The organism is Streptomyces sp. NPDC002867 (assembly GCF_053591895.1).
Window position 1 is genome coordinate 1 of the sequence record NZ_JBSFUR010000054.1, and the last position, 26,915, is coordinate 26,915.

The 26,915-nt window shown below is 75.4% G+C and carries 25 protein-coding genes and 1 pseudogene; 19 read left to right on the top strand and 7 right to left on the bottom strand.

All coding sequences use genetic code 11. From position 1 onward, the window contains the following. Window positions 1–35: 35 nt before the first annotated feature. Both ACWD0A_RS30530 and ACWD0A_RS30535 read right to left on the bottom strand, forming a co-directional pair. Window positions 36–518, bottom strand: coding sequence for a DUF456 domain-containing protein (locus tag ACWD0A_RS30530; RefSeq protein WP_451303335.1), 483 nt, complete (start codon window positions 516–518; stop codon window positions 36–38). Between the two features lie 17 nt (window positions 519–535). Further along, window positions 536–1,537: a helix-turn-helix domain-containing protein gene (locus ACWD0A_RS30535; RefSeq protein WP_451303337.1), complete on the bottom strand. Its 1,002-nt coding sequence runs from the start codon at window positions 1,535–1,537 to the stop codon at window positions 536–538. 175 nt (window positions 1,538–1,712) lie between these two features. Here ACWD0A_RS30535 and ACWD0A_RS30540 point away from each other — a divergent pair, with 175 nt between their 5' ends. The 5 genes from ACWD0A_RS30540 to ACWD0A_RS30560 all read left to right on the top strand — a co-directional run bounded on the left by ACWD0A_RS30540 (window position 1,713) and on the right by ACWD0A_RS30560 (window position 6,404). Beyond that, the gene (locus ACWD0A_RS30540) at window positions 1,713–2,069 is read left to right on the top strand and encodes a hypothetical protein (RefSeq protein ID WP_451303339.1); all 357 of its coding nucleotides are present in this window, start codon (window positions 1,713–1,715) and stop codon (window positions 2,067–2,069) included. Window positions 2,070–2,114: 45 nt separating this feature from the next. Further along, complete coding sequence (locus tag ACWD0A_RS30545; protein ID WP_451303341.1) at window positions 2,115–2,276, top strand: hypothetical protein; 162 nt, start codon at window positions 2,115–2,117, stop codon at window positions 2,274–2,276. Between the two features lie 79 nt (window positions 2,277–2,355). Next, window positions 2,356–4,044: a protein phosphatase 2C domain-containing protein gene (locus ACWD0A_RS30550; RefSeq protein ID WP_451303343.1), complete on the top strand. Its 1,689-nt coding sequence runs from the start codon at window positions 2,356–2,358 to the stop codon at window positions 4,042–4,044. Between the two features lie 69 nt (window positions 4,045–4,113). After that, complete coding sequence (locus tag ACWD0A_RS30555) at window positions 4,114–5,856, top strand: pyruvate dehydrogenase (protein ID WP_451303344.1); 1,743 nt, start codon at window positions 4,114–4,116, stop codon at window positions 5,854–5,856. A gap of 113 nt (window positions 5,857–5,969) precedes the next feature. Continuing rightward, window positions 5,970–6,404: an ATP-binding protein gene (locus tag ACWD0A_RS30560; protein WP_451303345.1), complete on the top strand. Its 435-nt coding sequence runs from the start codon at window positions 5,970–5,972 to the stop codon at window positions 6,402–6,404. A gap of 37 nt (window positions 6,405–6,441) precedes the next feature. Here the strand turns inward: ACWD0A_RS30560 and ACWD0A_RS30565 are convergent, their stop codons facing one another. Together ACWD0A_RS30565 and ACWD0A_RS30570 are read right to left on the bottom strand one after the other, a co-directional pair. Continuing rightward, on the bottom strand, window positions 6,442–7,524 hold the full coding sequence (locus ACWD0A_RS30565; protein ID WP_451303347.1) for a DUF2637 domain-containing protein: 1,083 nt from the start codon (window positions 7,522–7,524) through the stop codon (window positions 6,442–6,444). A gap of 225 nt (window positions 7,525–7,749) precedes the next feature. Continuing rightward, window positions 7,750–8,595, bottom strand: a complete 846-nt coding sequence (locus ACWD0A_RS30570) for a (2Fe-2S)-binding protein (protein WP_451303349.1) — start codon at window positions 8,593–8,595, stop codon at window positions 7,750–7,752. Between the two features lie 151 nt (window positions 8,596–8,746). On the opposite strand from ACWD0A_RS30570, the gene ACWD0A_RS30575 reads away from it, so the two are divergent. From ACWD0A_RS30575 to ACWD0A_RS30585, 3 genes are read left to right on the top strand one after another with little or no spacing between them, the layout of a single operon-like run. Further along, a complete protein-coding gene (locus ACWD0A_RS30575) occupies window positions 8,747–9,508 on the top strand; it encodes a GntR family transcriptional regulator (protein ID WP_451303351.1) in 762 nt (253 codons plus the stop codon). Between the two features lie 11 nt (window positions 9,509–9,519). Next, a complete protein-coding gene (locus ACWD0A_RS30580) occupies window positions 9,520–10,710 on the top strand; it encodes a hypothetical protein (protein ID WP_451303353.1) in 1,191 nt (396 codons plus the stop codon). Window positions 10,711–10,745: 35 nt separating this feature from the next. Further along, window positions 10,746–11,135 (top strand): hypothetical protein, encoded by a 390-nt coding sequence (locus ACWD0A_RS30585; RefSeq protein ID WP_451303355.1) that lies wholly within the window; start codon window positions 10,746–10,748, stop codon window positions 11,133–11,135. 10 nt (window positions 11,136–11,145) lie between these two features. Here ACWD0A_RS30585 and ACWD0A_RS30590 read toward each other — a convergent pair whose 3' ends face one another. From ACWD0A_RS30590 to ACWD0A_RS30600, 3 genes are all read right to left on the bottom strand, one after another. Next, window positions 11,146–11,658: a protein-tyrosine phosphatase family protein gene (locus ACWD0A_RS30590; protein WP_451303357.1), complete on the bottom strand. Its 513-nt coding sequence runs from the start codon at window positions 11,656–11,658 to the stop codon at window positions 11,146–11,148. Next, entirely contained in the window at window positions 11,655–12,452 is a 798-nt protein-coding gene (locus ACWD0A_RS30595; protein WP_451303359.1) for a hypothetical protein, read from the bottom strand. Before ACWD0A_RS30595 ends, ACWD0A_RS30590 begins: the two co-directional genes overlap by 4 nt. 115 nt (window positions 12,453–12,567) lie before the next feature. After that, complete coding sequence (locus tag ACWD0A_RS30600; protein ID WP_451303361.1) at window positions 12,568–13,878, bottom strand: hypothetical protein; 1,311 nt, start codon at window positions 13,876–13,878, stop codon at window positions 12,568–12,570. Window positions 13,879–13,980: 102 nt separating this feature from the next. On the opposite strand from ACWD0A_RS30600, the gene ACWD0A_RS30605 reads away from it, so the two are divergent. The 11 genes and pseudogenes from ACWD0A_RS30605 to ACWD0A_RS30655 all read left to right on the top strand — a co-directional run bounded on the left by ACWD0A_RS30605 (window position 13,981) and on the right by ACWD0A_RS30655 (window position 26,863). Continuing rightward, window positions 13,981–14,961, top strand: coding sequence for an ABC transporter substrate-binding protein (locus tag ACWD0A_RS30605; protein WP_451303363.1), 981 nt, complete (start codon window positions 13,981–13,983; stop codon window positions 14,959–14,961). Then, window positions 14,958–15,968 (top strand): FecCD family ABC transporter permease, encoded by a 1,011-nt coding sequence (locus ACWD0A_RS30610; RefSeq protein ID WP_451303365.1) that lies wholly within the window; start codon window positions 14,958–14,960, stop codon window positions 15,966–15,968. The genes ACWD0A_RS30605 and ACWD0A_RS30610 overlap by 4 nt, the downstream gene beginning before the upstream one ends. Beyond that, the gene (locus tag ACWD0A_RS30615; RefSeq protein WP_451303367.1) at window positions 15,965–17,059 is read left to right on the top strand and encodes a FecCD family ABC transporter permease; all 1,095 of its coding nucleotides are present in this window, start codon (window positions 15,965–15,967) and stop codon (window positions 17,057–17,059) included. Before ACWD0A_RS30610 ends, ACWD0A_RS30615 begins: the two co-directional genes overlap by 4 nt. A 79-nt stretch (window positions 17,060–17,138) precedes the next feature. Next, window positions 17,139–18,012 (top strand): annotated as a pseudogene (locus ACWD0A_RS30620) (ABC transporter ATP-binding protein). Window positions 18,013–18,080: 68 nt separating this feature from the next. Next, window positions 18,081–18,209, top strand: a complete 129-nt coding sequence (gene amiA, locus ACWD0A_RS30625) for a streptamidine family RiPP (RefSeq protein ID WP_256355984.1) — start codon at window positions 18,081–18,083, stop codon at window positions 18,207–18,209. Between the two features lie 74 nt (window positions 18,210–18,283). Beyond that, entirely contained in the window at window positions 18,284–19,078 is a 795-nt protein-coding gene (locus ACWD0A_RS30630) for a hypothetical protein (RefSeq protein ID WP_451303369.1), read from the top strand. Then, window positions 19,075–20,574, top strand: coding sequence for a CocE/NonD family hydrolase (locus ACWD0A_RS30635; RefSeq protein ID WP_451303371.1), 1,500 nt, complete (start codon window positions 19,075–19,077; stop codon window positions 20,572–20,574). Before ACWD0A_RS30630 ends, ACWD0A_RS30635 begins: the two co-directional genes overlap by 4 nt. Further along, window positions 20,565–21,941 carry a YcaO-like family protein gene (locus tag ACWD0A_RS30640; protein ID WP_451303373.1) on the top strand — a complete coding sequence of 459 codons (1,377 nt, stop codon included), beginning with the start codon at window positions 20,565–20,567 and terminating at the stop codon, window positions 21,939–21,941. The genes ACWD0A_RS30635 and ACWD0A_RS30640 overlap by 10 nt, the downstream gene beginning before the upstream one ends. A gap of 7 nt (window positions 21,942–21,948) precedes the next feature. Further along, window positions 21,949–23,427 carry a nitroreductase family protein gene (locus tag ACWD0A_RS30645; RefSeq protein ID WP_451303375.1) on the top strand — a complete coding sequence of 493 codons (1,479 nt, stop codon included), beginning with the start codon at window positions 21,949–21,951 and terminating at the stop codon, window positions 23,425–23,427. After that, window positions 23,424–25,160: an ABC transporter ATP-binding protein/permease gene (locus ACWD0A_RS30650; RefSeq protein WP_451303377.1), complete on the top strand. Its 1,737-nt coding sequence runs from the start codon at window positions 23,424–23,426 to the stop codon at window positions 25,158–25,160. Before ACWD0A_RS30645 ends, ACWD0A_RS30650 begins: the two co-directional genes overlap by 4 nt. Next, window positions 25,157–26,863, top strand: coding sequence for an ABC transporter ATP-binding protein (locus tag ACWD0A_RS30655; RefSeq protein ID WP_451303379.1), 1,707 nt, complete (start codon window positions 25,157–25,159; stop codon window positions 26,861–26,863). The genes ACWD0A_RS30650 and ACWD0A_RS30655 overlap by 4 nt, the downstream gene beginning before the upstream one ends. Window positions 26,864–26,915: the final 52 nt, after the last annotated feature.

The following is a 26,915-nucleotide window of genomic DNA, read 5'->3' on the forward strand; positions in this document are numbered from 1 at the left end:
GGCCCCCGGGAAGCCCCGGGGGCACGGCACCTGCATCAGCCGCCCAGCACGACGGCCACCCACGCGCCCACGACCAGCAGGCAGCAGAACAGCTCCACCAGTACGCTGGTGCCCGCCGCGCGCATCGCCGACCGCGTCGACGCCTTCGCCTGGCCGTGGCCCCCCAGGCGCCGGCGCTCGCAGACGTAGATCCCGCCGATGAACCCCGGCACCGCCCCCACCACGGGCACCACCACGAAACCCACCAGTGCCCCCACACCCCCGTAGAGGGCCGCCCGGCGGGTGACGGCCGCCCCCTTCAGCCTGCGCGGCGGCAGCAGCCACACGACGACCTGGTTGATCAGCAGGACCACGGTCGCGCCCACCAGCAGCGCCCACGCGGGTCCCGACAGCTCGTGCATCGCCCACCACAGGACCGCGGCCCACACCAGCCACCGGCCGGGCACTCCCGGCAGCAGCACGCCCAGAAGACCCAGCAGCATCACACCGCCGACCATCAGCAGCTGCCACACGCCCATGCGACCACAGTGCAGGATCAGGGGCGTCCCCGCAGGTCGCGAGCCACCCACCCCTTCGCACAGGCATGCCATCCGAGCTGCAGGCGGGTGGTGACACCGGTGAGTTCCATCAGGCCCTTGACCCGGCGCTGCACCGTGCGCAGACCCAGGTCCAGCTGCTTGGCCACGCTCGCGTCCGTCATCCCGGCGAGCAGTAACGACAGGATCTCCAGATCCGTGGCATCCGGTCCCACGGCGGCGGTCTCGGTCACCGAACGGCCCCCGGAGCCCAGCCGCAGCGGCACCGCGTCGCGCCACACCGCCTCGAACAGGCCCGTCAGCGACTCCAGCAGGCCGCTGGCGTGGACGACCAGCGCCGCCGGCTCCGCGCCGCGCCCGGTCAGCGGCACCATCGCGAGCGAACGGTCCGCGATCACGAGCCTGGTCGGCACCCGGTCCACCACCCGGACCTGCTCGTCGCGGCCGAGGGCGGCGGTCAGCTCCGTGATGCCGTCCGGCATCGTCAGCACCTCGCGTTCGACGACCGCCCGGTACGTCACCCCGCGCGTCGCCGCCTTCTCCTCCGCCTCGTCGTCCATGCCGCTGACCGCGACCGGCCGTCCCGTGACCAGCGCGCAGACCTCCTCGGCCGCGCCCAGCTGCAACTGGACGAAACGGTGCGTGACGGCCCTCGCGCCCGTCACCACCTCCACCAGGTCGTGCACGGCGGGCTCTTCCGACTCCGCGCGGTACTCCTCCGCCAGCAGCGCCGCCGCCAGCTCCGCCTGCTCCAGCTCGTGCCGCTGCTGGGTCAGGAGCGCTCCGAGCGCGACGCCCGGCGGAGCCGCCACCCAGCGCCCGGTGCGCGCGGACGACTGGGCCGCGAGGCCCTGCTGCTCCAGCCGCCGCAGCGTACGCTCCGTCTCCGTCTCCGGCAGTGCGAGCCGGTGCGCGAGATCGGTGATCTCCGCGGCTCCGAGCGCGACGAGCGCGCGGTAGGCCGTCTCCTGTCTCTCGTTGAGCCCTATCGCTCCCAGCACGATGCCCCTCCCCGGACGTGCACTTCTTCGCCTCCGTGGCGGAAACGGCCACGGCGCAAACCCGCCGCGCCCATCATCCCCGCACCGGTCGTTCCTCTGCCATGTGGCGCCCGACCGCCGGCTGCATCCTCATCGGGGTGGCCCCGCGCTGTGGGGCGACAGTCAACACTCCGCCGTGGCAGGCTCGTTCGGTGACATCGGCACTCTGCGGCTGATGCGCAACGGGGAAGAGATAGGGCAGACTGGTTTTCCGTTCGGGGTCTTCGAGGTCCCGTCGGACGACGCGCTGTACGAACTGTCGCTCAACCAAGCGAAGATCGGGCAGCCCGCCGCGGTCCGGAAGCGCTCGACCCAGCTGCTGACGACCTGGAAGTTCCGCTCCCGCCTGGACGAGAGCGCGTACTCGCAAGGAATTCCGCTGCTCTTCCCGGGATACGGCCTCCCGGAGGACGGCCTCAAGACGGTCGCGGCGAGCGACGGCGATGCGGATCGCTCCGAGCGCCACGGGTCACGCGGGCTACGAGTCCGGTGAACTGACCGGCGCAAAGCTGTCGTACTCGTACGACGGCGGCGACACGTGGACCGAGCAGCCACCGAGAAGCGGGGCGACGCCTCGTGGACGGCGACCGTGAACCACGCGGGTGCGCCGGGCCGGACGGTCACTCTGAAAACCGAACTGACGGACGCCAAGGGCACCTCCGTCCCCCAGCTCGTGGTCGGCGCATACGCCGTGCGCTGACCACGACGGTCCGCCGGGCGACCTTCCCGTGGGGGGTTGGGCCGCCCGGCGGACCACCTTCACGGGTGGGAATCCCCGGATGCCCCGGTTTCACCCGCCTCTTGCGGTGGACAATAAGGGCATGAGTGAGCAGGGGGAGAGGCCGGGCAGGCCGACCGCCGAGGACGACTGGTGGAGCAGGCTCTACGACGACTCCGCGCCGGACACGGGCCCGGGCCCGACGCGCACGGACGACACGCTCGACACGCGCTTCGCCTCGGCGCCGGGCACGGTGTGCCGCCCCCGCGCCTGCGGGGACGGCACCCCGTCCCCGCCGGACGGGCCGCCCATCGAGGGCGATTCGCGGAGGGCGTCCGCGGCGGGGGTTCCGCCACCGCCGTCGGTGCCGCCCGCGTGGCCGCCTGACGGGCCGTCCGCGAAGGCCGGTTCGCCGCCGTCGCCGACTGGCGCTGGTCCTCAGGCGGGTACGCGCGCTCCGGCGTCGGGCGGGCCGCCCGACGGTGGCGGGCACCGACAGGATGCGGGCGCAGCCGAAGCGGCTGTTCTGCCGTCGGCGGCGCCACCCGCGCCTCCGGGAGGGGTGCCCGCGCAGGGCGGTTCCGGGCCCGAGCGCGTGCCCGGCGCCGGTGCGCCGGGCGGTCCGTCCGCCGAGGGCGATTCGTGGAGGGCGTCCGCGGCGGGGGTTCCGCCACCGCCGTCGGTGCCGCCCGCGTGGCCGCCTGACGGGCCGTCCGCGAAGGCCGGTCCGCCGCAAACGCCGCCCGACGGCAGCGGACGCCGAAAGGATGCCGCCGACGGCGCGGGCGCGGTGGGCGGGGCGCCCGGCCCGGAGGGCGATGCGCGGCCGTGGGTCGGGGTTGTCGGGGGCGGGCCTCCCACCTACGAGGCCGAGCCCACCGCGTTGCCCGCCGCCGAGGCGCTCGCGCTCGAGCAGCTCGTCGCCGACACCGTCATCGACGGGGCCCGGTACGGCACGTACACCCTGCGCGCCGCCTCCGTGCGCGGCGATTCCGCGCGGTACCGCGGCCAACCACGCCGCGACGCCCTCCTCACCGCCCGGTTCGGGACCGGACCCGCCGCCCTCGTGCTCGTCGCCGTCGCCGGCGGCAGCCGGCACACGGAGCACGCCCACCTCGCCGCCGCCGACGCCACCCGCTGGATCGGCACGGCCGTCGGCCGTAGTCACGCGCGGCTCGCCGAGGACATAAGGGCCGGCCGCCGGGACGACCTCAAGTCGGGGCTGCACCGCCTCACCGACCGCGGCTTCGGCAAGCTCCGCGCCCGCGCCGCCGAACTCGGTCTGGAGCCGGAGCAGTACAGCGTCGGCATCCGCTGCCTCCTGCTGTCCGCCGACCCGGACTGCCGCACCCGGGTCTTCTTCGGTGCCGGCGCAGGCGGCCTCTTCCGGCTGCGCGACGGGGTCTGGCAGGACATCGAGCCGCTCGTCCCCGAGAAGGCCGAGGGCGCACCCGCCGAGACCCCGGACGGGGGCGACCGGCTCACGACGGACCCGGACATCACCACGTCCCCACCGCCCGCCGAACCGTTCCGCTTCCGTGCCTCCGTCGCCCGACCGGGCGACACCCTCCTGCTGTGCGGCAACGGTCTCGCCGAGCCCCTGCGGGGCGAGCCCGCGCTCGCCGCGACGCTCGCCCAGCGGTGGGAGGGCTCCGGTCCTCCCGGCATGACGCAGTTCCTCGCGGACATCCAGCTCCGCGTCAAGGGGTACGCCGACGACCGCACAGCCGTCGGCGTCTGGGAGGCGTAACCGCACAGGCGCGGCACGCCCGGCCATGGGTTGATGGACATCGAGGTCCACCAGAAAGGGCACGCACCCATGGCCAAGCAGAACGTGGCGGAGCAGTTCGTCGACATCCTCGTCCGCGCAGGCGTCCAGCGGCTCTACGGCGTCGTCGGCGACAGCCTCAACCCCGTCGTCGACGCGGTCCGCCGCAACGCGGCCATCGACTGGATCCAGGTCAGGCACGAGGAGACGGCCGCGTTCGCCGCCGGCGCGGAGGCGCAGATCACCGGCCGCCTCGCCGCCTGCGCGGGCTCCTGCGGACCGGGCAACCTGCACCTCATCAACGGGCTCTACGACGCCCACCGCTCCATGGCGCCCGTCCTGGCCCTCGCCTCCCACATCCCCTCCTCCGAGATCGGCCTCGGCTACTTCCAGGAGACGCATCCCGACCAGCTGTTCCGCGAGTGCAGCCACTACTGCGAGATGATCTCCAGCCCGCAGCAGATGCCGCGCCTCCTCCAGACGGCGATCCAGCACGCGATCGGCCGCGGAGGGGTGAGCGTGGTGTCGATGCCGGGCGACATCGCCGACCGGCCGGCGCCCGAGAAGACGATCGAGCACGCGCTGGTCACCACCCGCCCCACCGTCCGTCCCGGCGACACAGAGCTCGACAAGCTCGTCGCCATGATCGACGAGGCCGACCGCGTCACCCTCTTCTGCGGCAGCGGCACCGCCGGCGCGCACGCCGAGGTCATGCAGTTCGCGGAGCGCATCAAGTCACCCGTCGGACACGCGCTCCGCGGCAAGGAGTGGATTCAGTACGACAATCCCTACGACGTGGGCATGAGCGGACTGCTCGGCTACGGCGCGGCGTACGAGGCCACCCACGAGTGCGATCTGCTGATCCTGATCGGCACGGACTTCCCGTACAACGCCTTCCTCCCCGACGACGTGAAGATCGCGCAGATCGACGTCCGGCCCGAACACCTCGGCCGCCGCTCCAAGCTCGACCTCGCGGTGTGGGGCGATGCGCGCGAGACGCTGCGCTGCCTCATCTCGCGGGTGCGGGCCAAGACCAGCCGCCGTTTCCTCGACAAGATGCTGAAGAAGCACGCGGACGCCCTGGAAGGCGTGGTGAAGGCGTACACCCGCAAGGTGGAGAAGCACGTTCCGATCCACCCCGAGTACGTCGCCTCCGTCGTCGACGAACTCGCCGACGAGGACGCCGTGTTCACCGTCGACACAGGCATGTGCAACGTCTGGGCCGCGCGCTACCTCACCCCCAACGGCCGCCGCCGCATCATCGGTTCGTTCAGCCACGGCTCGATGGCGAACGCGCTGCCGCAGGCGATCGGGGCCCAGTTCACCGACCGGCGGCGGCAGGTCGTCTCCCTGTCGGGCGACGGCGGCTTCACCATGCTGATGGGCGACTTCCTCACCCTCGTCCAGTACGACCTGCCGGTGAAGATCGTGCTGTTCAACAACTCCTCCCTCGGCATGGTCGAGCTGGAGATGCTGGTCGCCGGACTGCCGTCGTTCGGCACCGCGAACCACAACCCCGACTTCGCGGCCGTCGCACGAGCCGCCGGCGCCTACGGCGTGCGCGTGGAGAAGCCCAAGCAGCTCGCGGGCGCGCTCAAGGACGCCTTCCGGCACAAGGGGCCGGCGCTGGTCGACGTCGTCACCGACCCGAACGCGCTGTCCATCCCGCCGAGGATCCGCGCCGAGATGGTGACCGGCTTCGCGCTGTCCGCCAGCAAGATCGTGCTGGACGGCGGCGTCGGCCGGATGCTCCAGATGGCACGCTCCAACCTGCGGAACGTGCCCAGGCCCTGACCGCACGGAAGCAGCCGTCCGTGGAATCCCATGAGTGGCGCCCTGCGCGCGGGGCATGCATCCCGTGAACACATGCGCATCACGACTCGTTCCGACGTGTGGGTGGGGGATCGATGGCTGAACGTCACGGGGGCGCTGGAGTACGCGGGCGGCTGCACCGCAGACTCGGCAGCGGTGATCTGACCGCCGTGCCCGAAGTGCGGCACGCGTTACGCGACCTGCTGGAAAAGTGGCCGGAGCCGGACGCGGGCAGCCCCGCGGACGCGGCGGACGTCGCCGAGCTGCTGGCCAGCGAGCTGGTGACCAACGCGCTGATCCACACCGACCAGGGTGCGGTGGTCACGGCCACGGTCGAGGACTCGCGGCTTCATGTGGAGGTCCGCGACTTCATGGCCGGACTGCCCGTCGCGGACGTACCGACCGCCGACCTCGGTACGTCCGGCAGGGGACTGGTCCTCGTGGAGAGACTCGCCGACGCGTGGGGAGTGCGCACGGCCCAGGGGGTGGGCAAGGTGGTGTGGTTCGAGCTGCACGCCGGGGCGGCCTGAGGCCCAAAGCCCCGACCGCCCCGCGTTTCCCGGCCGTTCAGCCGAACTGCCGCTCCAGGTCCTTCAGCTTCTGCTCCAGGGAGTCGAGACGCGGCAGCGTCAGGGTGTCGTCCTCGGCCGTCAGGTCCACCGTGACGGGCTCGGGACCCTTGACCGCCTGCAGGGAGGGCCAGGAGCGCGCGGGCAGTGGTCCGGGCTCCGCTATGGCGGGCTCCACAACGGTTCCCGAGGGCTCCACCAGGGACCCGCCGGGCGGCGCCTGGCCCTGCGCGCCGCCCGCCGGTCCGAGCGCGGGGAGTTCCGCGGGGCGCACGGCCCGCCCCAGGCCCCAGGCCCGGTGCTGCCGGTTGTACGCCTTGATCTGGGCGCGCTCCAGCTTCTCCCGGTCCCGCCTGCGCATCCGGTTCTGCTGCTTCTCCCGCCGGTCCTCGCGGACCTCGTCGACCGCTTCGTCGAGGGTGCGCACGCCTTCCAGGAGCATCAGCGACCAGGCGGCGAACGTCTCCCGCGGGGCCCGCAGCCAGCGGACGATGCGGATCTGCGGCAGCGGGCGGGGCACCAGGCCCTGCTCGCGCAGCGCCGCCCGGCGGGTCTGCTTCAGCGCGCGGTCGAAGAGGACCGCGGCCGAGAGGGACATGCCCGCGAAGAAGTGCGGGGCGCCCGCGTGGCCGAGACCACGGGGCGCGTGCACCCAGTTGAACCAGGCCGCGGCGCCCGCGAACGTCCACACCAGCAGGCGCGAGCCGAGCGCGGCGTCACCGTGGCTGGCCTCCCGCACGGCGAGGACGGAGCAGAACATGGCCGCCCCGTCGAGCCCGAAGGGCACCAGGTACTCCCAGCCGCCCGAGAGGTTGAGGTTCTGCCGCCCGAAGCCCACGAGGCCGTGGAAGGAGAGCGCGGCGGCCACCGCGGCGCAGCAGAAGAGCAGTACGTAGGAGGCGCTGCCGTAGACGGCTTCCTTGCGTCTGCGGCGTTCCTCGCTGCGCTCCCAGGAGTCCTCGGCCGCGGCCTTGGCCCCGGCGCGCTTGCCGCGCGTGAGCACCGCCACCGCCGCCAGGACTCCCACCAGCATCACGCCGCCCGGAAGCAGCCAGTCCAGCGATATGTCGCTCAGTCTCATGCGGTGTCCCTTGCATCGCGGTAGGCGTTCGGCGGCCATATTGGCCGACGGCGCGCGACGTCCAAGGGGTTTCGGTTCAAGAGCACGCCAACGGGGCGCTCGGGCGCACGGATAGGTGCGATCTGGTCGAACTCACCTGCGAGAGACGGGAGTTGCGTTCGATTCAAAGCCACTCGAAGGAGTGGCGTGGATCCGAGGACCCCGATTGATGCCGCGGGGCGGGGCTCACACGCCGCGCCGCAGCCGTTCCACGCGGTCGGCGTCGCAGGTGCGCGGGCAGGTGACGCAGGTGTCCTCGGGGCGCAGTGTGTAGAACAGGCAGCAGCTCGCCCGGTCGCGGGTGGGCAGGCGCTCGCCGTCCGGCCCGGTCAGCTCGCGGAAGCCGGCGGTGCCCACGTAGGGCTTGGCCGTGCCCGGCAGCAGCAGCTCCAGCTCCGCGACGGCGCGGTCCTCCTCGCCGAGCAGGTGTGCGATGTACCACAGGCCCTCGACGACCTCGTCCGTCGCCATGCCCCACAGGGCGCGCCTGCCGCGCCGCATCCGGGGGCCGAAGCCCTCCAGCACGGGACCGATGTGCTCGGCGACCGCGGCCCGGACCTCCTCGCGCAGGGCCTCCTCGTCCGGCACCACACGGGCGCCCGGCAGGGCGGCCGCAGGATCGTCCGGCAGGCACGCGAAGGAGCGCACACGGACCGCCATGCGCCCGAGCGCGCGCTGGAAGGCCACGTCCTCGACCGGAGCCCTCGGCACCCGGCGGTGCAGGAACCACGGGACGGTGATCAGCAGGCACGCCGGCCAGGCGTAGCGGTGCAGGCCGAAGCTGGCGACGACGTCCGGGCGGGCCTGCTGCCCGTAGTCCCGCAGCACCTGCGCGTTGTCCCAGGCGAGGAAGGAGTCGAGGCCGGGGCCGCCCGCCGCGAGATCGCCGGCGCGGACCCAGCCCGCCCCGTCGGGTGTCGGCTCGCCGTCGCCCAGCTCCTGGACGCGCAGGCCGGGGAAGACGTCCGCCAGACGCTCGTAGGCGTCGCCGACGGGGGAGGCGACGCCGGGAAACAGAGCAGGAAGGGTCATGCCGGGGACCACCGAATCGCGATCGTTAGCAGGTTAGGCTTACCTTACCCGATCGGTTCGATGTTTGAACTGCGGCCTCACACGCCTATCGTGCACAGGGGCCTCGCAACGCCAGCCGGGCCCGTGGCCCGGCCGGAGGAGGAGGACCCGAGTGGAGCAGGCCCGAGCGCGTGACGCCGCCGACCGGCCGCACGCGTCCGCACGCGTTCCCGCCCAGGGCGGCCCCCGCCTGCCGGAAGAGGCCCGCGGCGAGCACACCCACAGCGAGCCCCCCGCCCCGGCGCCGCGGCTCGTCCGCCGCCACTCCGTCCGGGGCCAGATCCTCGAGGCCCTGCGCACCGCTCTCGTCGACGGAGACCTCGTCCCCGGCGAGGTCTACTCCGCGCCCGTCCTCGGCGAACGCTTCGGTGTCTCCGCGACCCCCGTACGGGAGGCGATGCAGCAGCTCGCCACCGAGGGCGCCGTCGAGGTCGTGCCCAACCGCGGCTTCCGCGTCCTCGCGCGCACGCCCCGCGAGCTCGCCGAGCTGGCCGAGGTGCGCGCTCTCATCGAGGTGCCGGTCATGCTCCGCCTCGCCCGCACAGTCCCCGCCGCGCGGTGGATCGCGCTGCGCCCCCTCGCCGAGGCGACGGCCGTGGCGGCCGCGACCGGCGACCGCGCGGGATACGCCGAATCGGACCGCGCCTTCCACCACGCCGTCCTCGCCCTCGCCGGCAACCAGCAGCTCCTCGCCGTCGCGGACGACCTGCACCGGCGCTCCCAGTGGCCGCTCACCGCCGCCCCCGTCACCAGACGGGCCGACCTGGTCGCGGACGCCGCCGAACACATGGCCCTCCTCGAGGCCCTGATCGCCCAGGACCTGACGGTCGTGCAGTCCCTGGTGCGCGAACACTTCACCGGTTCCGACATCTGACGGGAGCAGGCGTGCGCGGAACGGTATGGGCGGCGGCCAACCAGCTCGGCGTGGTCGCCGGCACCCCCGCGGAACTCCAGTCCGCCCTGTTGTCCGGAGCGCCGCGCACCCTGCGGCTCGGGCAGCCGGGTCAGGACCCGGCGGCCGTCGGCGAACTCGCCCGCATCCTGCGGGAGTTCGGCCATGTCCGGGTGGTCGTCGAGGAGGCCGCGGACAGCGGCCCGCCGCCCCGCGAACCGGTGGACCTCGCCGACCCGACCGCTGTGTGCGCCGCCGAGCCGCTGGGGATCACGGCGGCGTACGAGAGGGACGGCGGTGCTTACGGCGGGCTGCGGGCGGCCTGGCTGCGCGCGGGGCAGGCGCTGATACGCGACCAGGAACCGGCCGAACGCGCCCTGGCGCTGCTCGCCGCTCTGCCGGCCTCGGCCGGGCCGCACCTGCGCGCCGCCCTCACGGAACTGGCCGCCGGGGCCCGCTGGAGCGTCGTGTGGACGCGCGGCCCGGACGACGCGGAACCGCCCCCGGCCGCTCCCGTCGCCGCGCTGACCGTCGCCGCGGGCAGGCTGCTGATCGCCGGACGCGACGGAGCCGTACGGCATCTGGACGCCGAGCCCCATACGGCGCCCCTGCCCGGCCGGGTCAGGGCGATGGCGGCGACGGGCGAGGGCACCCTTCTGCTCCTCGACGAACGCGGCCGCCTGCACACCCGCGGCGCCGGCAGCCGGCTGACCGCAGCCGTCACCGCCACCCTTGCCGCCCACCCGGGCACGGCGCTCGCCGCGGCGGGCGACACCGTGCTGGTCGGCGACCGCGTGGGCTCCGTGCACGCCTTCGGACCCGCCGGGCTGCACCAGGCCGCACCGCACTCCGGCCGGGTCACCGCGCTCGCCGCGACCGGCACCCTCGTGTGCAGCGGCGGCGCGGACGGCGCCGTATGCCTGTGGACTCCCGGCAGCGCACCCCAGCCGGATCCGCTGACCGAGCGCGCCTGCCCCGTCGTTGCCCTGCACGCCGCGCCCACCGCGCGGGGCCCGGCCGTCGCGGTCGCCTGGGAGGACGGACTCGTCGAACTGCACCACCCCGGACCGGGGGAGGCGCGGGCCTTCCGCCCGGGGCCCGCGATCCGCGCCGTCGCGGTCCTCCAGGAGGGCCAACTCGCCCTCGCCACCGACGAGATGCTCGTGGCACTGCGACCCGCGTGACCCTCCCCGAGGGCCCTGGACTAGCCTGTGCGGCCGTGTCCACGAGCGAGGGGGGTTCGATGAACGGGGAGCTGTCGGAGACGCCGGAGTCGTCCATATCCGACGAGGAATGGGCGAGGTTCCAGATCGAGAGCGAGGGGCCCGCCCGTCTCGCGGCCCCCAAGGAGCCGTCCGCGCGGGCGCGGATGGTGACCGAACGGCTGCGCCGGGCCGACGAGGAGGCCGCGCGGCAGCAGGGCCGCGTGCGGCGCCTCGTGCGCAGGGGCAGGCCCGTACAGGCGCAGCCCGACGGATGGCGCGCCTGGCCCGGCCGGCAGACGCGCGAGCGGCGCAGCCGGGTGTGGACCTTCGTCTGGATCGCCGTCGCGGTCGGCGTGCTCGTGGTCCTGCTGAACCCCGCAGCGGCCCTGCCCTGGCTGGGGTGACCGGCGCGGGTCAGTCGGGCGGCTCCAGACCGGACAGCAGCGAGGCGACGTCCAGACCGGTCAGCAGGTACTGCTCGAAGGCCGGGTTGTGCAGCGCCCAGGACGAGCGGCGCAGCCTGACGCGGTCGATCGCGCCCTCGCTGTCGTGTCCCAGTTCGATCAGGGTCTGCGCGGCGACGAGGCCCGAGCGGTTGTAGCCGGAGTAGCAGCGGACGAGGACCTTGCGGCGGGCCCGTACGGCGTCGGCCGCGACCTCCGCGACGCGGCGGACGCTGTCGATCTCGCCCGCGGTCAGCCAGTCGTCCGGGATGGGCACCACATGGTGCTCGACACCGGCGGCCGGGCCGTGGCCCTCGCGGGTCCACAGGCTGACCACCAGGTCGAACTCCCGCCCCACCACCACGTCCTGATGCGGGCGCACCCCGTCGGTCCAGACGTGGCCGCCCATCCACAGACCGGTGGTGATCTCGTCCCAGCGCGTCCGCGGCTCCGGGACGTCCCCTTCCCTGCGGCGGGTTCTCACGACGCGGCGGACTCGGGACGGACGGGGGAGCCCTGTGGTGGCACCGCGGGCGACAACTGGGGGCTCAGCCACACCGGTACGCCGCCCAGCAGCCGGAACAGACGGCGTGCCTCCGCGCGCAGGCGTCCCGCCTCCGGCTCCGGCTCGCAGTCGGCGAGCCCCGCGAGCGCGGGCGCCGTACCGATCAGGTAGCCCAGTTCCTCGCGGATGCGCAGGCATTCCGCGAAGCCGTGCCGCGCCTGCGTCAACTCGCCCTCGCGCAGGGCGATCCCGGCGAGCTGCTGCCAGGTGAAGGACAGCAGCAGGGGATCGTCGTGCGCGGCGGCTCCCGCATGGGCCCTCTCGTACGCGGCACGCGCCGCCTGCGGCGCGTCGGCGATGTGCTCGGCGACCAGTCCGCGCCGGAAGTCCAGCAGCGGGCGCCGCGGCGACGAGGGCGCGAGCAGCGCCGTGGCCCGGCCGAGAGCGGAGCGTGCCTCGTCGGCCCGGTCCCGTACGCCGAGCCGGGTCGCCGCGTACGCCAGCCGGCCGCGCTCGCTCGCCGCGCCGCCGCGTTCCTCGTCGTCACCGGCAGCGGCCTCGGCGGTGCGCAGCGCGTCCTCTGCTTCGGCCCATCCGTCGCAGGTGAACAGGCAGCGCTCGACGAGGAGCCCGGCACGCTCCAGAGCCGCCGCCGGGTCCGCGGCGTGCGGCGCGAGGAGAGCCGCAGCGTCGGTCCAACAGCCGCGTGAACGCAGCCGCCATACCGCGGTCTGGAGGGGATCGTCACCTGCTGTGGTTCCGGAACCAGACATGGCGGTATACGCCACTTGCCCTCCCCGAGCACGCCATTGAGCTGTTGAGTCAGACGGCATCTCAGCACGGATGGGCATGCGTGGCCAAGGGGTCGAGTGAATCAGTTCACAATCTTCAGCGGCCGACCGGGTCGCCGTGGGCGCAGGATCCGGGGGTGACCAGGGCGAGATGGCCCCCGTCGTTGAGCGGTGTCGGCACGGACAGCGTGGTGACCGGTGCGTTCGGCGCCGACGCGGAGTCGGCGTCAACGAGATGGATCTCGCCGTGGCCCCCACGAGTGACCGCCACGAGAGGAGATCCGGGTGACGCGGCGATCGCCCGGCGCTGCACCCCGTCCCACGGTGTCCCGCCCGGCCGGGGCGCGCCGTCCATGGCGGGCAGCGGCAGCCGGGCGGTGACGCGGGGCGTGGTCGAGTCCGTGGCGATCAGGACCAGTTCGTCGCCGTCCGGGTGGACCCGGGCGTAGGCGACGTGGCGCGCGGCCACGGCCAGCCGGAAGACGAGGCCGGGCCCGAGCGGCAGCCGCCCCACCGCACCGGAGTCGAGGCCGTGCCACCACGCGTCGTTGGACCACTCGGGCCAGCGGCCCGGGTCGGCGGGTCCGCCGCGCACACAGGACCAAAGGACGCGGCGGGCGGGGTCGAGGCGCAGATAGTAGCCGCGGCCAGGGCCGCCCCACGGCAGCGGTTCCTCCCTGACGAGGGACCCGCCCGCGCGACGCGCGCGGTGCACCCCGGAGCCCGCTGCGGCGAACACCCGCCCGGTCAGCGGATCGTGGGCGTCGCCGTGGCCGTCGTCGTCGGCGAGCGGCAGATCGGCCGCGGGGACGGCGGGCGGACAGGCGGGGGCGGCGGCCATCAGCTCGGTGTGCCGGTGGACGGTGAGCGAGCCGGGTTCGCGGTGGCGCAGGACGACCAGCGCGTCGCCGGATGCGCGGCCGGTGTCGACGTCCGTCGGCTCCGTGGAGTGCGCGGGGGCGGACGGGCCGAGCACGGTGACACCTGGTTCACCCGCGTCCGTGCGCACGCGCACCGCGCGCGGCCCGCCCGGCGCGGCGAGATCCACGGCGGTCAGCAGGTCGCTCCACGGTTCCCCGTTGCGGCCGAGGCCCGTCGTGACGGCGAGCAGCCGGCCGGTCGGGTCGGCGGCCAGGTGCTCGGCGGGGATCGCCACGGGCACGGTCGCCTCGACGAGCGGCCGTCCCGCGTCGGGGCCGTACGGGTCGAGGACCACGAGCTCGCCGGCGAGGTCGTCGACGAAGGCGGTCCGGTCGCCGGGGAGCGCGAGGAATCCGGCGTGCTCGGCGAGGTGGCGGCCCTCGACCAGGCCTCGCTCGCGGCCGTCGGGGAGGTCCAGCAGCCGTACGCCCCCCGTCACTTGGTCGGCGACGAGCAGGCGAGGGGGCGCGGAGGTGGCCTCGGTCATGACGGTCTCCAGAGAGAGGGCGGATGTCTTGTTGGGAATGATTATCATGTAGAACTCTGGGTGGCCGAGTCCGGCCGAACCGAACCGAGAGAGAAGAGTGCGATGTCGCACCGAGCGCTGAGGGCCGTCCGCCGCTGGGCCGCCGCCGCCGTCATGGGAGTCCTGCTGTCCGGCTGCGGAGCCGCCACCGGCGGCAGCGAGGACAAGCCGGCCGACGCGGGACCGAAGACCGAGGTGACGGTCGAGCCCATCACCGCCGCCAGGAAGATCACCGACGCCAAGGGCGTCACCGTCGCCACCGAGAAGCCGCCCGTCCGCGTCGTCTGCCTCGTCGCCCTGTGCGACGACATGCTGACCGAGCTCGGCATGAAGCCCGTGGCCACCAACTCCGGGCTGCTCGCGCATCCACGCTTCCTCGGCAAGGACGCGGCCGCCCGGATTCCCGTCGTGCCCGGCGGCTTCCTCAGCCCCGAGGCCGAGGCGATCCTGTCCCACGAGCCCGACCTCGTCATCGGTCTCGAGGACACACACGGCAAGCTCGCGCCCGCGCTGAAGGGCGCCACCGTCTTCTGGCCCGTACAGCCGGCCACCTGGGAGGACAGCGTCGGGTACCTGCGCGACCTCGCCGCGCTCACCGGGCGCACCGCGCAGGGCGAGAAGGCGGAGCGGGCCTTCAGGCACAAGCTGGCCGACGCCGAGTCCGGCAGGAGCGCCGAGACGTCACTGATCGTCTTCGGCAGCGACGAGAACTTCGGCGTGGCCACTCCCGGCAACGACGTCGCCGCCGGGCTCTTCCCGAAGATCTCCGACTACCCGTGGAAGAGCCGTGGTGTCGAGGGCTCGTACAGCATGGAGGAGATCCTCGCGCGCGATGTCGACGTCCTGTTCGTCGAGACCCTGTCCTTCGGCGGGCCGGCCGAGGAGAAGCTGTCCGACAAGCTCGCCGAGAACCCCCTGTGGTCGCAGATTCCCGCGGTGAAGAACGGCAAGGTCTACGAGGTCGACTCCGAGGTGTGGGCCAAGGGACGCGGCACCCGCTCGCTCGGCGTCGTCCTCGACGAGGCGACGGCCAGGCTGAAGTGACCCGCCACGTCGTCGCCGCGTCGGGGCTGCTGGCCGTCGCGGCCCTGTGCGCGCTGTGCCTGGGCACCCCGTACGTGCCGCCGCACCAGCTGCCCGCGGCCTTCGACGGCGACACCCTGGCGGGCGTCGTCGTCACCGAACTGCGCCTGCCGAGGCTCGTCCTGGCGCTCGTCGCCGGGGCCTGCCTCGGCTCGGCAGGGCTCGTGCTCCAGGAGGCGCTGCGCAATCCGCTCGCCGTCCCCGAGCTGCTCGGCGTGTCGTCGGGCGCCGCCCTCGGCGTCGCGGCGCCGCTCGTCCTCGCCCTGTCCGTGCCCCTCGCCCTCCAACCGCTGCTGGCACTCGCCGGAGCGGCGGCCGGAGGCGTACTGACCCTGCTCGCCGCCGGCTTCGGGCGCAGCCCGTCAGCGGTCCTGCTGACCGGGGCGGCCGTGGCGGCGGCGCTGCAGGCGGCGCTGCTCGTGCTGATGGTGCTGGCCGACCAGCTCGACCTGCAGCTGATCTACCGCTATCTGCTCGGCAGCCTGTCGGCCCGCACCTGGCACGACGTGGACGGGGTGTGGCCCTGGCTCGCCGTCGCGGCGCCCGCGCTGGTGCTGTGCGCACCGGTGCTGTCGGTCCTGCGGCTCGGCGACGACGACGCGCAGGCGCTGGGCCTACGGGTACGGCGTGCCCGGCTCGCCGCCCTCGCCATCGCCGTGCTGCTCATCGCCCCGGTCGTCGCCGTCTGCGGGCCCGTCGCCTGGGCCGGATTCCTCGCGCCCCATCTCGCCCGCCGGCTGCGGCCGGGCTCGGACGCGGTCGGCTGGCTGCCGTGGTCGGCGGTGTGGGGCGCGGTGATCGTGGCCTGCGCCGACCTGCCCGCCCGGCTCGCCCTCGCCCCGATCGAGACCCCGGTCGGCGCGTGGACGGCTCTCCTGGGCGTTCCCGCCGGGGTCGCCCTGCTGAAGGCGCGCACCGGCGCCCAGGCACGGCGGCCTTCCACCGCCGAGGCGGTGGCGGACGCATGAGCCGCAACGGCACACCGGTCGCGGACGAACGCCCCGCCCGCGGCGAACAGCCGCCGCCCGAGCGGCCCGTACGGGCGCGGAGGACCGGCGGGTGGCCGCTCGCCCTGCTGGCGCTGGCGGTCGTCGTCGCCGGCTGCGCGGACCTCGTGGCCGGGCGGTCGCTCGGGCCGGCGGATGTGTGGCAGGCGCTCGGTGGCGGGGGAGAGACCACCGCACGGCATGTCGTCCTCCAACTGCGGCTGCCCCGCGCTCTGGTGGCGCTCGCCGCGGGTGCGAGCCTGGGTCTCGCGGGCATCGTGCTCCAGTCCGCGCTGCGCAACCCGCTCGCCGGGCCCGAGGTCACCGGCGTGACACCCGGGGCGGTGCTCGGCGCGGTGACCGCCACCGGACTCGGACTCGCCGGATGGCGTTCGCCGGAGGCCGTCGTGGCCGCGGCGTGCCTCGGCGGGTTCGCGGGCGCGGGCCTGCTGTGGCTGCTCGCCGGGCGTCAGAAGGCCGATCCGGCGCAGACGGCCGTGCACGGAGTGCTGGTCTCCGCCGTCCTGTCCGGGTTGACGGCCATGGTGCTCCTGGTCGCCCCCGGCGAACTGGGCAGCGTCGTGCAGTGGCTCGTCGGCTCCACCGAGGGCCGGGTGTGGGACCACTGGCGCCTGCTGTGGCCCTGGGCGGCCGTGTGGGGAATCGCGGCCTGCGCGATGGCCGTACCGCTGACGATGCTGCGCTGCGGCGACGAGCAGGCCGCGGCCGCGGGCCTGGCGACCGGGCGGGCCCGCGTGGGCGCCCTGGTGTGTGCCGTCGCCCTGACCGCGGGAGCCGTCTCGGCCGTCGGCGCCCTCGGGTTCGTCGGACTGCTCGTACCGCACCTGGCCTTCGCGCTGTTCGGCGCGGACCTGCGCCGGGCGCTGCCAGGAGCGGCCCTGCTCGGCGCGACGGTGGTGTGCGGGGCGGACGCGGGCTCGCAGTGGCTGTCCCGGGCGCTGGCAGCCGCGCTGGACATGGACCGGCTGAGCGTGCCGACGGGCGCGCTGACGACGTGTGCGGGCGCTGTCCTTCTGCTGCTGGTGGCCCGCCGCGGCACGGCGGAGGGATGACCCGCGACGGACGCCGGGACGCGCGGCCTCCCGGCACCCGCCGACCGCACCTCTCGCGAACACGACTCATGGAGGACACATGACCACGACGGCCGGCGACCGGTCCCTGCCCCGCGACGCGACGCCCGGGAGCGGCACCCTGCGAATCGAGGGCCTGCGCTTCGGATACCCGGGACGCGATGTCCTCGCCGGTGTCGATCTCGACGTCGGCGCCGGTGAGTCCGTCGCCCTCGTCGGCCTCAACGGCTGCGGCAAGAGCACCCTGCTCAGACTCTGCGCCGGGCTGCTGCGGCCCTCGGCGGGCCGGGTCCTCCTCGAAGGGGACGACCTCGCACGGCTCGGCCGGCGCGCCGCCGCCCGCCGTGTCGCGCTGCTGCACCAGTCGGCACCGCCCGTCCCGGGGATGACGGTACGTCAACTGGTGCGCCAGGGGCGGTACGCGGCGCGCGGCCCGCTCGGCATGCTCCGCGACGGCGACGACGCCGTCTGTGCGCGGGCTCTGGCCGACGTGGGGGTGGCCGCGTGGGCCGATCGCCCGGTCGACGCGCTGTCCGGCGGTGAGCGGCAGCGCGTACGGCTGGCGATGGCCCTGGCCCAGGACACGCGACTGCTGCTGCTCGACGAACCGACCACCTACCTCGACCTGCGGCACCAGCTGGAGGTGATGCGTACGGTCGCCCGGCTGCGCGAGGAGCGCGGCCTGACCGTCGTGATGGTGCTGCACGACCTCGGCCACGCGGCCCGGTTCGCCGACCGGATCGTCGCGCTGCGTTCGGGAGTCGTCGCGGCCGACGGGCCTCCCGCGGACGTCGTCACGCCCGCGCTGCTCGCCGATGTGCTGGGCGTGGCGGGGCGGGTGGGGCGCGACCCGGTGGGCGGATGGCCGGTGTGTTACCCGGATCACCCTCTTCCCGACGACCGAAGCCTTGCGAAATGAAAATCATATTCATTAAAGTCTCTCGTGTGCCGCCGGGAGACCGGTGACACGGATCCGACCGTCGAACCGAACGGAGTTCAGATCATGGAGCAGCACAAGGTGTTCAGCCCGATCGCCGAGCAGGGCCAGCTCGCCCACCTGTCCGCCACCCACTCCAACGCGCTCGTCGAGAACCCCTTCGACGACGCCGTCGAGGCCGACAGCGACAAGTAAGTCCCGTATCGGGCCCGCCCGGAGCGCGATTCCGGGCGGGCCCGACCCGTCCACCGAAACACTCAGGAGACCACGTGGCCACCGCACGGCTCGCCCCCGGCGTCGCACTCGTCACCGTCCCCGGACAGGGCCTCGCGGTGCGCACCCCCGACGGGGAGTTCCTCCGCGTCGACACGGGCACCGCGGACCCCGCCGCGCTGGTGGCCCACCTGACGGGGACCACGGGCGACAGCCCGGCGCTCGAGGGCCTCACCGACGCCTTCGAGCAGGCCGGTTACCTCGCCCGGCCCGGCGGTTCCTCCCCCCGCCTGGCCGGGCGCACGGTCCTCGTCCTCGGCGACGAGCCCCTGACCGGCGCGCTCACCGGTCTCGTACGCGCCGAAGGCGGCGAGGCGCGTGCGGCGCGGCCCGGCGAACTGCCGGCCGTCGAGGGGCCCGGCACCGCCGTCGTCTGGTGCCTCGACGCGCCGGTGCCGTCCGGCCTCTGGGACGACGCCGACCGGCTGCCCGCCCGAGGCGTCGCCTGGCTGCGCTGCCACCGCGAAGGCGCGACCGCCTGGCTCGAACCGCTCGCCGTAGGCCCCGGCGACGTGACCTCCGCGCACATCCGGCTGCGGCGGCTCGCCGCGACGCCCGCTCACCGCGAACTCGCCGCGTACTGGGCCGGTTCGTGCACCACCGACAACGGGCCCGCGCACAGCGCGGCGTCGGCCGCGCTGACCGCCGCCCTGTTCACCGCCGACCTCGTCGCCTGGGCCGCGGGCGCCGACGGCAGCCGGCGCCTGCTGCGCCGCGTCGACCTGCGGGACCTCGCCGTCACGGCGCACCCGGTCCTGCCGGTGCCCGACGTCGCCCCCGTCACCCGATGAGAACGACCCAGATCGCCGTCCCCGGTGCCCGGCTCGTCACCGACATCCAACTGCCCGACGGCGACGGGCCGTTCCCCGCCGTCGTACTGCGCACTCCCTACGACCGCCGGCGCCACCGTGCCGAGGCCCGCGGCTGGGCGGCGCGCGGCTTCGCCGCCGTGGTCCAGGACGTCCGCGGCCGGTACGCCTCCGGGGGCCAATGGCACCCGTACCGCGACGAGGCCGCCGACGGCGCCGCCACGCTGCGGCGGATCCGGGACGAGGCGTGGTCCGACGGCCGGATCGTCGCGGCCGGCGCCTCGTACGCGGCTCACTGCGCACTGGCCGCGGCACGCGGGGACGACCCGGCCGGCCGCCCGGACGCCGTGATCGCCGCGGTCCCCGCGCTCGGCCTCGCCGAGACGGCGCGCGAAGCCGGCGGCGTCGAGCGCCTGTCGGCCCGCGCCGGCTGGTGGGCCGCGCACGGCGACCGCCCCGACTCGGACGAGCAGGCCCTCGCCAAGGCCCTCGCGTCCGACCCCCGCTTGCTGGAACACCTCCCTCCGGCCACGCTCCCGTCCCGCCTCGGCCGGGACCTGCCGTCGTGGGGAGCACTGTGGGAGGCGGTGTTCGACGCGCCGGACGCTGCCGCGCCCGGGCTCCGCGTGCCGCTGCTCGTCGTCGGCGGGTCCAGGGACCCGTTCCTCGGCGACGCAGTACGGCTGTGGCAGCACTGGAGCGGAACCGCACGGCTCCTCCTCGGGCCGTGGGGACACGGGCTCACCGCCGAGCCCGGCCCCGAGGCGCGGCCCGGACACGCGATCGCGCTCGGCGAGCTCTACGTCCGCTGGGCGCGCGCCGCGCTCGACGGCACGCTGAGACCGGGACGGCACGGCGCGATCGCCCTCGGCGGCAGCGAGCACTGGTACGCCGCCGACACCCCCTCGCGCCCCTCCGCCCGGGACTTCGGCTCCCCGGCCGGGCTGCGGCTCCTGCACGGCGAGCACTTCACCGCCGACCCCCACCGCCCCGTTCGCAGTGACGAGTTGGGCATCGACACCGGCGTGCCGGCCGACCGCGCGGTCCTCGTCACCCCGCCCCTGCCCCGCCCGCTCGACCTCCTCGGCAGCGCCGGGGTGCAGCTGCGCGCCACCGCCGACACCCCCAGCGCCGACTGGGCCGTACGCGTCGTCGCGCTCGACCCCGACGGCCGCGCGGACCCCCTCGCGGTCGGCGTCGTCCGGCGCGCCGACCCCCCGGGTGCCGACGCCCGATTCCCCGTCCCGCTCGGCCCGCTGGCCCGCCGGCTGCCGGCCGGGACCCGGCTGCGCGTCGAGATCGCAGGCCACCACTTCCCCGCGCACGCCCGCAACCCGCACACCGGCGAGGACCCCGTGCACGCCAACCGGCTGACCGCCTCCCGGCGCACCGTGCGGACGACGGGCAGCACGCTGCTGCTCCCTGTCGCCGACGGCCGCCGCCACCCCGTGGACCCCGTAGAGGAGACATGCACGTGACCAGCAGCCCGCTCTCCCCCGAGGCGCTCGTCGACCCCGTCTGCGGGCTGATACGCGGAGTCGAGGCCGTGCCGCATCCCACCGGCGCCCCGCCCCGCTACACCGCCGTGACCGCCGACGTCTCCGACGCCCGCCGCTTCGGCGCATGGCCCGCCGACCGGGTGTCGCTCGGCACCACGTTCGGCGACCCGGCCGGCGCGCGGATCGCCGCCGTCGCCGAGGCCGTCGAGCGCTACTGCGGCAACCGGCTGCCCCCGCCCGGGCACCGGGACGCCCCCCGCCGGGCCACGGCAGCCGAACTCCTCGCCGAGGGCCGCACGCTCTACGGCCCCGGTGACCTCCCGGCCTACGCCGACTGGCAGTACGCCCGCCCCCGGTTCGCCTACCGCCCCCTCACGGAGGACACGCCCGCCCTGTGGACCCGGGCCCGGGAGAACGGCGAGGAGGTGTGGGCGCCCGTAGCACTGACCCACCTCAACTGGCGGCAGGGCGAGTGGAAGCAGCTGCCCCGCACGCACCACCTCAACTACGCGGGCATCGCGACCGGCCAGGGCTTCGACGACGCCGTCGAACGCGGCCTCCTCGAAGTCGTCGAACGCGACGCGCTCGAACTGTGGTGGCACCTCGACGGCCCCACCCGCGGCATCGACCCCGCCTCCGTGCCCGGCCTCACCCACGACCTCGCCGGCTGCGATCTCGAGGTGTCGATCGTGGAGATGCCCTCCGAGTTCGCGCCCTGCATGGCCGCGCTCGTGCACGACCGGGCACGCGGCATCCACGCCGCCGGCTTCGCCTGCCGCTACGAACCCGCGGAAGCGGCCCGCAAGGCCGTCCTGGAGGCGGTCCACACCTGGGTCTTCACCCAGGGCGCCACCGATGCGGACGGATGGGTCTTCCGCGCCGTCGAGGCCGGGATGCTTGCCCGCGGGCTCTACCTCGACCACCGGGCCAACCGCCGCTACCTCGACGACTGCGGGACCGACTTCGCGGCCGTACGGGACCTCGGCGCGCATGTGCAGGTGTGGCTCGATCCGCGGATGGCGCCGCTCGCCGCCCGGTTCACCCGGCCGGCGCTCGGTGTCGTACCCGTCGACGCTGTGGCGGCGGGCAGCCGGGCCGCACTGGACGAGTGCCTCGCGGCGGGCGGCCACCGGGTCATCACGCTGGACCTGACCACGGAGGACGTCGCACAGACGCCGCTGCGGGTGGCCCGCGTGCTCGTCTCCGGCCTCGTCCCCAACGCGCCCGCCGCCTTCGGCTACTTCGGCGCCCCGCGCTTCGCGCAGGCCGCGCTGGAACGCGGCTGGCGCGAGGAAGCACCCGCCGGGCCGGGCGACTTCACCCTCGCACCGCCCCCGCACATGTGAGGCCGTGATGGTGCTCTCCGTCCCCGGTGCGCTGGCCCTCGCCAGGTCCACGCAGGCCCCCGGCCCGGACTTTCCTGCGGGGCCGGCGACGGTGACGCTGCCGGGCGAGCCGCTGCCCGTCCCGTCCGGTCTCGACCGCTTGCTGCGGCTGTCGCTCGCGGGCGGCAGGCTGCGGCCGGCGCCCTCGGCCGGCGGCCTGCACCCCGTCGACACGTACCTGCTGCTCGGGGCCGGCTGCGGGCTGCCGCCGGGCGTCTACGTCCACGACCCGGTGCACCACCGTCTGCACCGGCACGGTTCGGCGCCGAAGCCGGCACCGGCGGGCGCCGTCGCCGTCCTGGGCGTGACCGCCCGCCGTACGGTGTCGCACTACGGCCACCGCGCATGGCCGTTGGTGCTGCTCGACGCGGGGCACGCGGCGGCCGCGCTCGCCCTGGCAGGCGCGCCCGGGGTGTGCCTCGACGCGGACGGCCGACTGCTGTCGGCGGCGTCCGGCGCGCAACGCGCCTTCGTCGCCGTGCAGTTGACGCCCGTCCTTGCCGCGGACGCGCTCACCCGCTGGGCCGCTCGCGGAAGCGGCGGACAGCTACCGCCGTCGGACGGGCCCGAGGTCCTGCGCACCGCCGTGGGCGTCCTCGGCGAACTCGCCGCGTCCGGTGACGGGTCCGGTACCTGGCGGGTGGCCCGCGGACCGTCCCTGCCGGACGCCATGCTGCTCTCCCGGCGCAGTGCTCCCCCGGGCCTCACCGGCCTGCCGTCGCGGACGGCCCTGGCGCGCGTCCTGGCGGCGGCGGAGGCGGCGTCCCCGGAGGGACTGCACTGGAGCATGGCGGTCGCCGGCCCCCGCCCCGGCCTGCTGACGGGCGCGTGTGCGTCCGGCGCGCCCGGCGCCGCGCGTCCCGCCGGGACCGGGTGCGCACACGCCGCGCCCCAGGGCGCTGCGGCGCCGGATCCTGCTGTCGCCGAGGGCGCGGGCTCGGCGGCGTACGGCGCCGAGCCCGGCCACGACACGGCGGCCGGGACCGGCCGCGCCGCCTCGGGGGACCGCGCCGCCTCGGGGCACCGGCCCGTGGCCGGTCGCGGCGGGGCCGCAGAGCCCGGGGGCGTCCCCCTGCCCGAGCCGGCCACCGCCGCCGGGGAACCGCCGCCCCTCCGGCTCCGCCGCCTCGCCTCCGGCGACGTGCTGCCGACCCTCGCCCACTGGGCCGCCGGCCAGGGCTGGATCGCCCGCGCGGGTGCCGTGCTCCTCGCGCACGGCTGCCCGTCCGACGCCACGCCCGCGCAGGTGCGGCGTGACCATCTCGCCGCCGGGTACGGCATCGGGCACGCCCAGGCCGTGGCCACCTCCCTCGGGCTGCACTCGCGGCCCGTCGGCTCCTGGCAGGGCGCCGACCTCGGGGCCGCGCTCGGCGGGCCGCCCGGCCGGGACTGGGTGGTGCACGGGCTCGCCCTCGGCCGTACGACAGAAGGAGACGAACCGTCATGATGCTCCACCCGGAGCTGCTGCGCGCCGCCCGTATCGCACGCCGCCCCCTGCTCGCGGCCACCGCCCTGCTTGCGGCCGTCGCGGCGACCCACCTCGCGCAGGCCGTGCTGCTCGCGCTCGCCCTCGCCCGTATCGCCCGCGGCGACACCGGTGGGCTTCCGCTTCTGCTGGGCGCGGTGATCGCCGTCGTACTCGTGCGTGCCGGGCTCGTCCGCGCGCAGCGCCGTACCGCCGTGGGCGCCGGGGCGGCGGTACGCACCGGCCTGCGCGACGAACTCCTCGTACGTCTCGGCCGGACCGGCCCCCCGCAACAGGCCGGCGCCCGCGCCGGAGCCGTACGCGCCACGCTCGTCGACGGCGTCGAGGGCGTCGACGCATACGTCTCGCGCTACCTGCCCCAGCTGCTGATCACCTGCGCCGTGCCGCCGCTGCTCCTGATCGCCGTCGCCGCCGCCGAACCGTGGGCCGTCGTCGCCCTCGCCCCGGCGCTGGTGCTCGCGCTGTTCGCCCCGCGCTGGTGGGACAAGCTGCTGGAGCGGCGCGGGCAACAGCACTGGGGCGCGTACGAGGCCCTGTCCGCCGACTACCTGGAGGCGCTGCAGGGCATGCCCGCGCTACGGGCGGCGGGCGCGGTCGGGCGTACCAGGGCGCGGCTGGAGGAGCGTTCCGCGGCCCTGCACCGGGCCACGGTCGCCAAGCTCCGGGTCTCGCTCGTCGACACCGGCATCACCGACCTCGCCGTGCAGGGCGGCACGGTCGCCGCGGCACTCGTGGCGTGCACGGCGGCCGTCTCCGGGCAGGCGGCACCCGCCGGTACGTACCTGGTGCTGATGCTGGCGTCCGAGTGCTTCCGGCCGGTCAGGGACCTGTCCAGGGAGTGGCACTCGGGGTACCTCGGGGTGTCGGCCGCCGACGGCATCGCCGACCTGCGCACCGCGGAAGGCGGGGTCCCCGACGAGGGGCGGAGCGTCGCCGCGTGGCAGGCGGCACCCGAAGTGCGTTTCGAGGACGTGCACTTCACCCATCCGGGAGGCGGCCGGCCGGCGCTCCGGGGCGTCTCCTTCACCGCCCCGGCCGGCCGGATCACCGCGGTCGTCGGTCCGTCAGGCGCGGGCAAGTCCACGCTGCTCGCGCTGCTGCTCCGGCGCGCCGACCCGGACCGGGGCCGGGTCCTCGTCGACGGCGCCGACGCCGCCGCGTACACGCTCGACTCGCTGCGCCGCGGTGTCGCGGTCGTCTCCCAGGAGACGTACCTCTTCCACGCCTCCGTCGCCGAGAACCTGCGGCTGGGCGCCCCCGACGCGAGCGACACCGCGCTGCGGGACGCGGCCCGGGCGGCAGGGATCCACGACGAGATCGTCCGGCTGCCCGACGGCTACGACACCCAGGTCGGCGAACGCGGTGCCACCCTGTCCGGCGGTCAGCGTCAACGGCTCGCCCTGGCACGGGCCTTGCTCGCCGATGCGCCCGTGCTCGTGCTCGACGAGGCCACCAGCGCCGTCGACGAGCGCCGCGAGGCCCGCATCGTACGGGAGCTGCTGCGGGCCGCCCGCGGCCGCACCTGCCTGGTCGTGGCGCACCGGCTCGACTCGGTGCGCCACGCCGACCGCATCGTCGTCCTGGACGGCGGCCGGGTGGACGCCGTCGGCGACCACGCCGGTCTGCTGGGCGGCGAGGGCGTGTACGCGCGTCTCGTCGCCGCCGGACGCACCACCGAAGGAGAGGCCGCATGAATCCCGAACGCGGCGCGCTGCGCGCCCTGTTGCCGGTGCTTGGCGCCCACCGGGCCACGACCGTCCGCACGTTCGGCGCGGCCCTCGCCGACCAGGCGGCGCTCGTCGCCCTGGTCACGCTCACCGCGCACACCGTGGGCACCGCCGTCGTCGAACGGCAGGCCCCCGGGCCCGGCACGGTGGCCGCCCTGCTGCTGCTCGTCACGGCCCGGGCGCTCGCCACCTGGCGCGAGATGGACCTCTCGCACGACCTCGCCTACCGCGTCCTCGCGGAAATGCGCATCCGTGTCTTCGACGGCCTCGCCCGCAGCGCGCCCGCGCGCGTCGGAGGGCGGCGCAGCGGGGACCTGGCGTCCGCGGCACTCGGGGACGTGGAGGCGCTGGAGTTCTTCTACGCGCACGCCGTGGCCCAACTGGCGGCATCGGGCGTGGTGTTCGGCGGCGGCACGGCGGCCCTCGCGCTGCTCGACCCCTGGCTGCTGACCGCCGTGCTGCCCGTCGCGGCGCTCCTCGTCCTCGCGCCGCTGCTGGAGTCCCGCGGCCGCGCGGCGCGCGGCGCCCGTACCCGGGCCGCCGCCGCCGACCTGTCCGCGGAGACCGTCGAGACGGTCGACGGGCTGCGCGAGCTGCTGGCGTTCGGCGCGCTGGACACCCGGCGCGAACGTCTCCGCGCCCACGGCCGCCGGCTCGGCGACGCCCAACGCGCCGAGCAGGCCTGGGAGGCGGACGCCTCGGCCGTACGCGACCTCCTCGTGGTCGTGGCCGTCGTCGGCGTCGTCCTGGCGGCGGCGCACACCGTCTCCGGCGCGTGGGCGCCCGCCGCGATGGCACTCGCGCTGGGTGTGCTCGCGCCCGTCGCCGACTCGGCCGCCGCACTCGGGCAGGCGGGCGGGCTGCGGGCGGCGGCGGCCCGGGTGGGCGCCGCCGTGCGGGCACCGGCAGGCGCCCCGGCGCCCGCGGCGCCCCGGCCGGTGCCCGAGGGTCCGCTCGGCCTCCGGCTGCGGGGCGTCCGCTTCGACTACGGTGGCCGGGCCGTGCTCGACGGCGTGGACCTGACGGTCCGGCCCGGAGAGACGCTCGCCCTCGTCGGCGTCTCGGGCGCCGGCAAGTCCACGTGCGCGCACCTGGTGGCGCGGTTCTGGGACCCGGCGGCCGGGGCGGTGGAACTCCTCCCGGCCGCCGGGCCGCCGCTCGACCTGCGGGACGTGGCGGAGACCGATCTGCGCCGCGCGGTGGCCGTCGTCGGCCAGGACGCGCCGCTGTTCCACGGCACGCTGGCGGACAACCTCCGCCTCGCCGCGCCGGCGGCGACGGACGACGAACTGGCCGCCGTCGCCCGCCGCACCGGGGTCGACCGCATCGCCGACGGCTACGACACGCCCGTCGGCGAGCGCGGCACCACCCTCTCGGGCGGCCAGCGTGCCCGTATCGCCCTGGCCCGCGCCCTGCTGACTCACCCACGGGTGCTCGTTCTCGACGAGACGACGGCGAACCTCGACACGGAGGCCGACGCGGCGCTCTCGGCCGCCCTGCGGGACGGCGCGCCGTCCCGTACGACGCTGCTGATCGCCCACCGCCCGTCGACGATCCGCCGCGCGGACCGGATCGCGGTGCTGGAGGCGGGGAGGGTGGTGCAGACCGGCACGTGGGAGGAACTCACGGGGGAGGGGGGCGCGTTCGCGCGAGTGGTGGCACGGGGGTGAGCGCATCACGGGTGAACGAATCTCGACCGACCGCGGCGGAGACCGGGCGGCA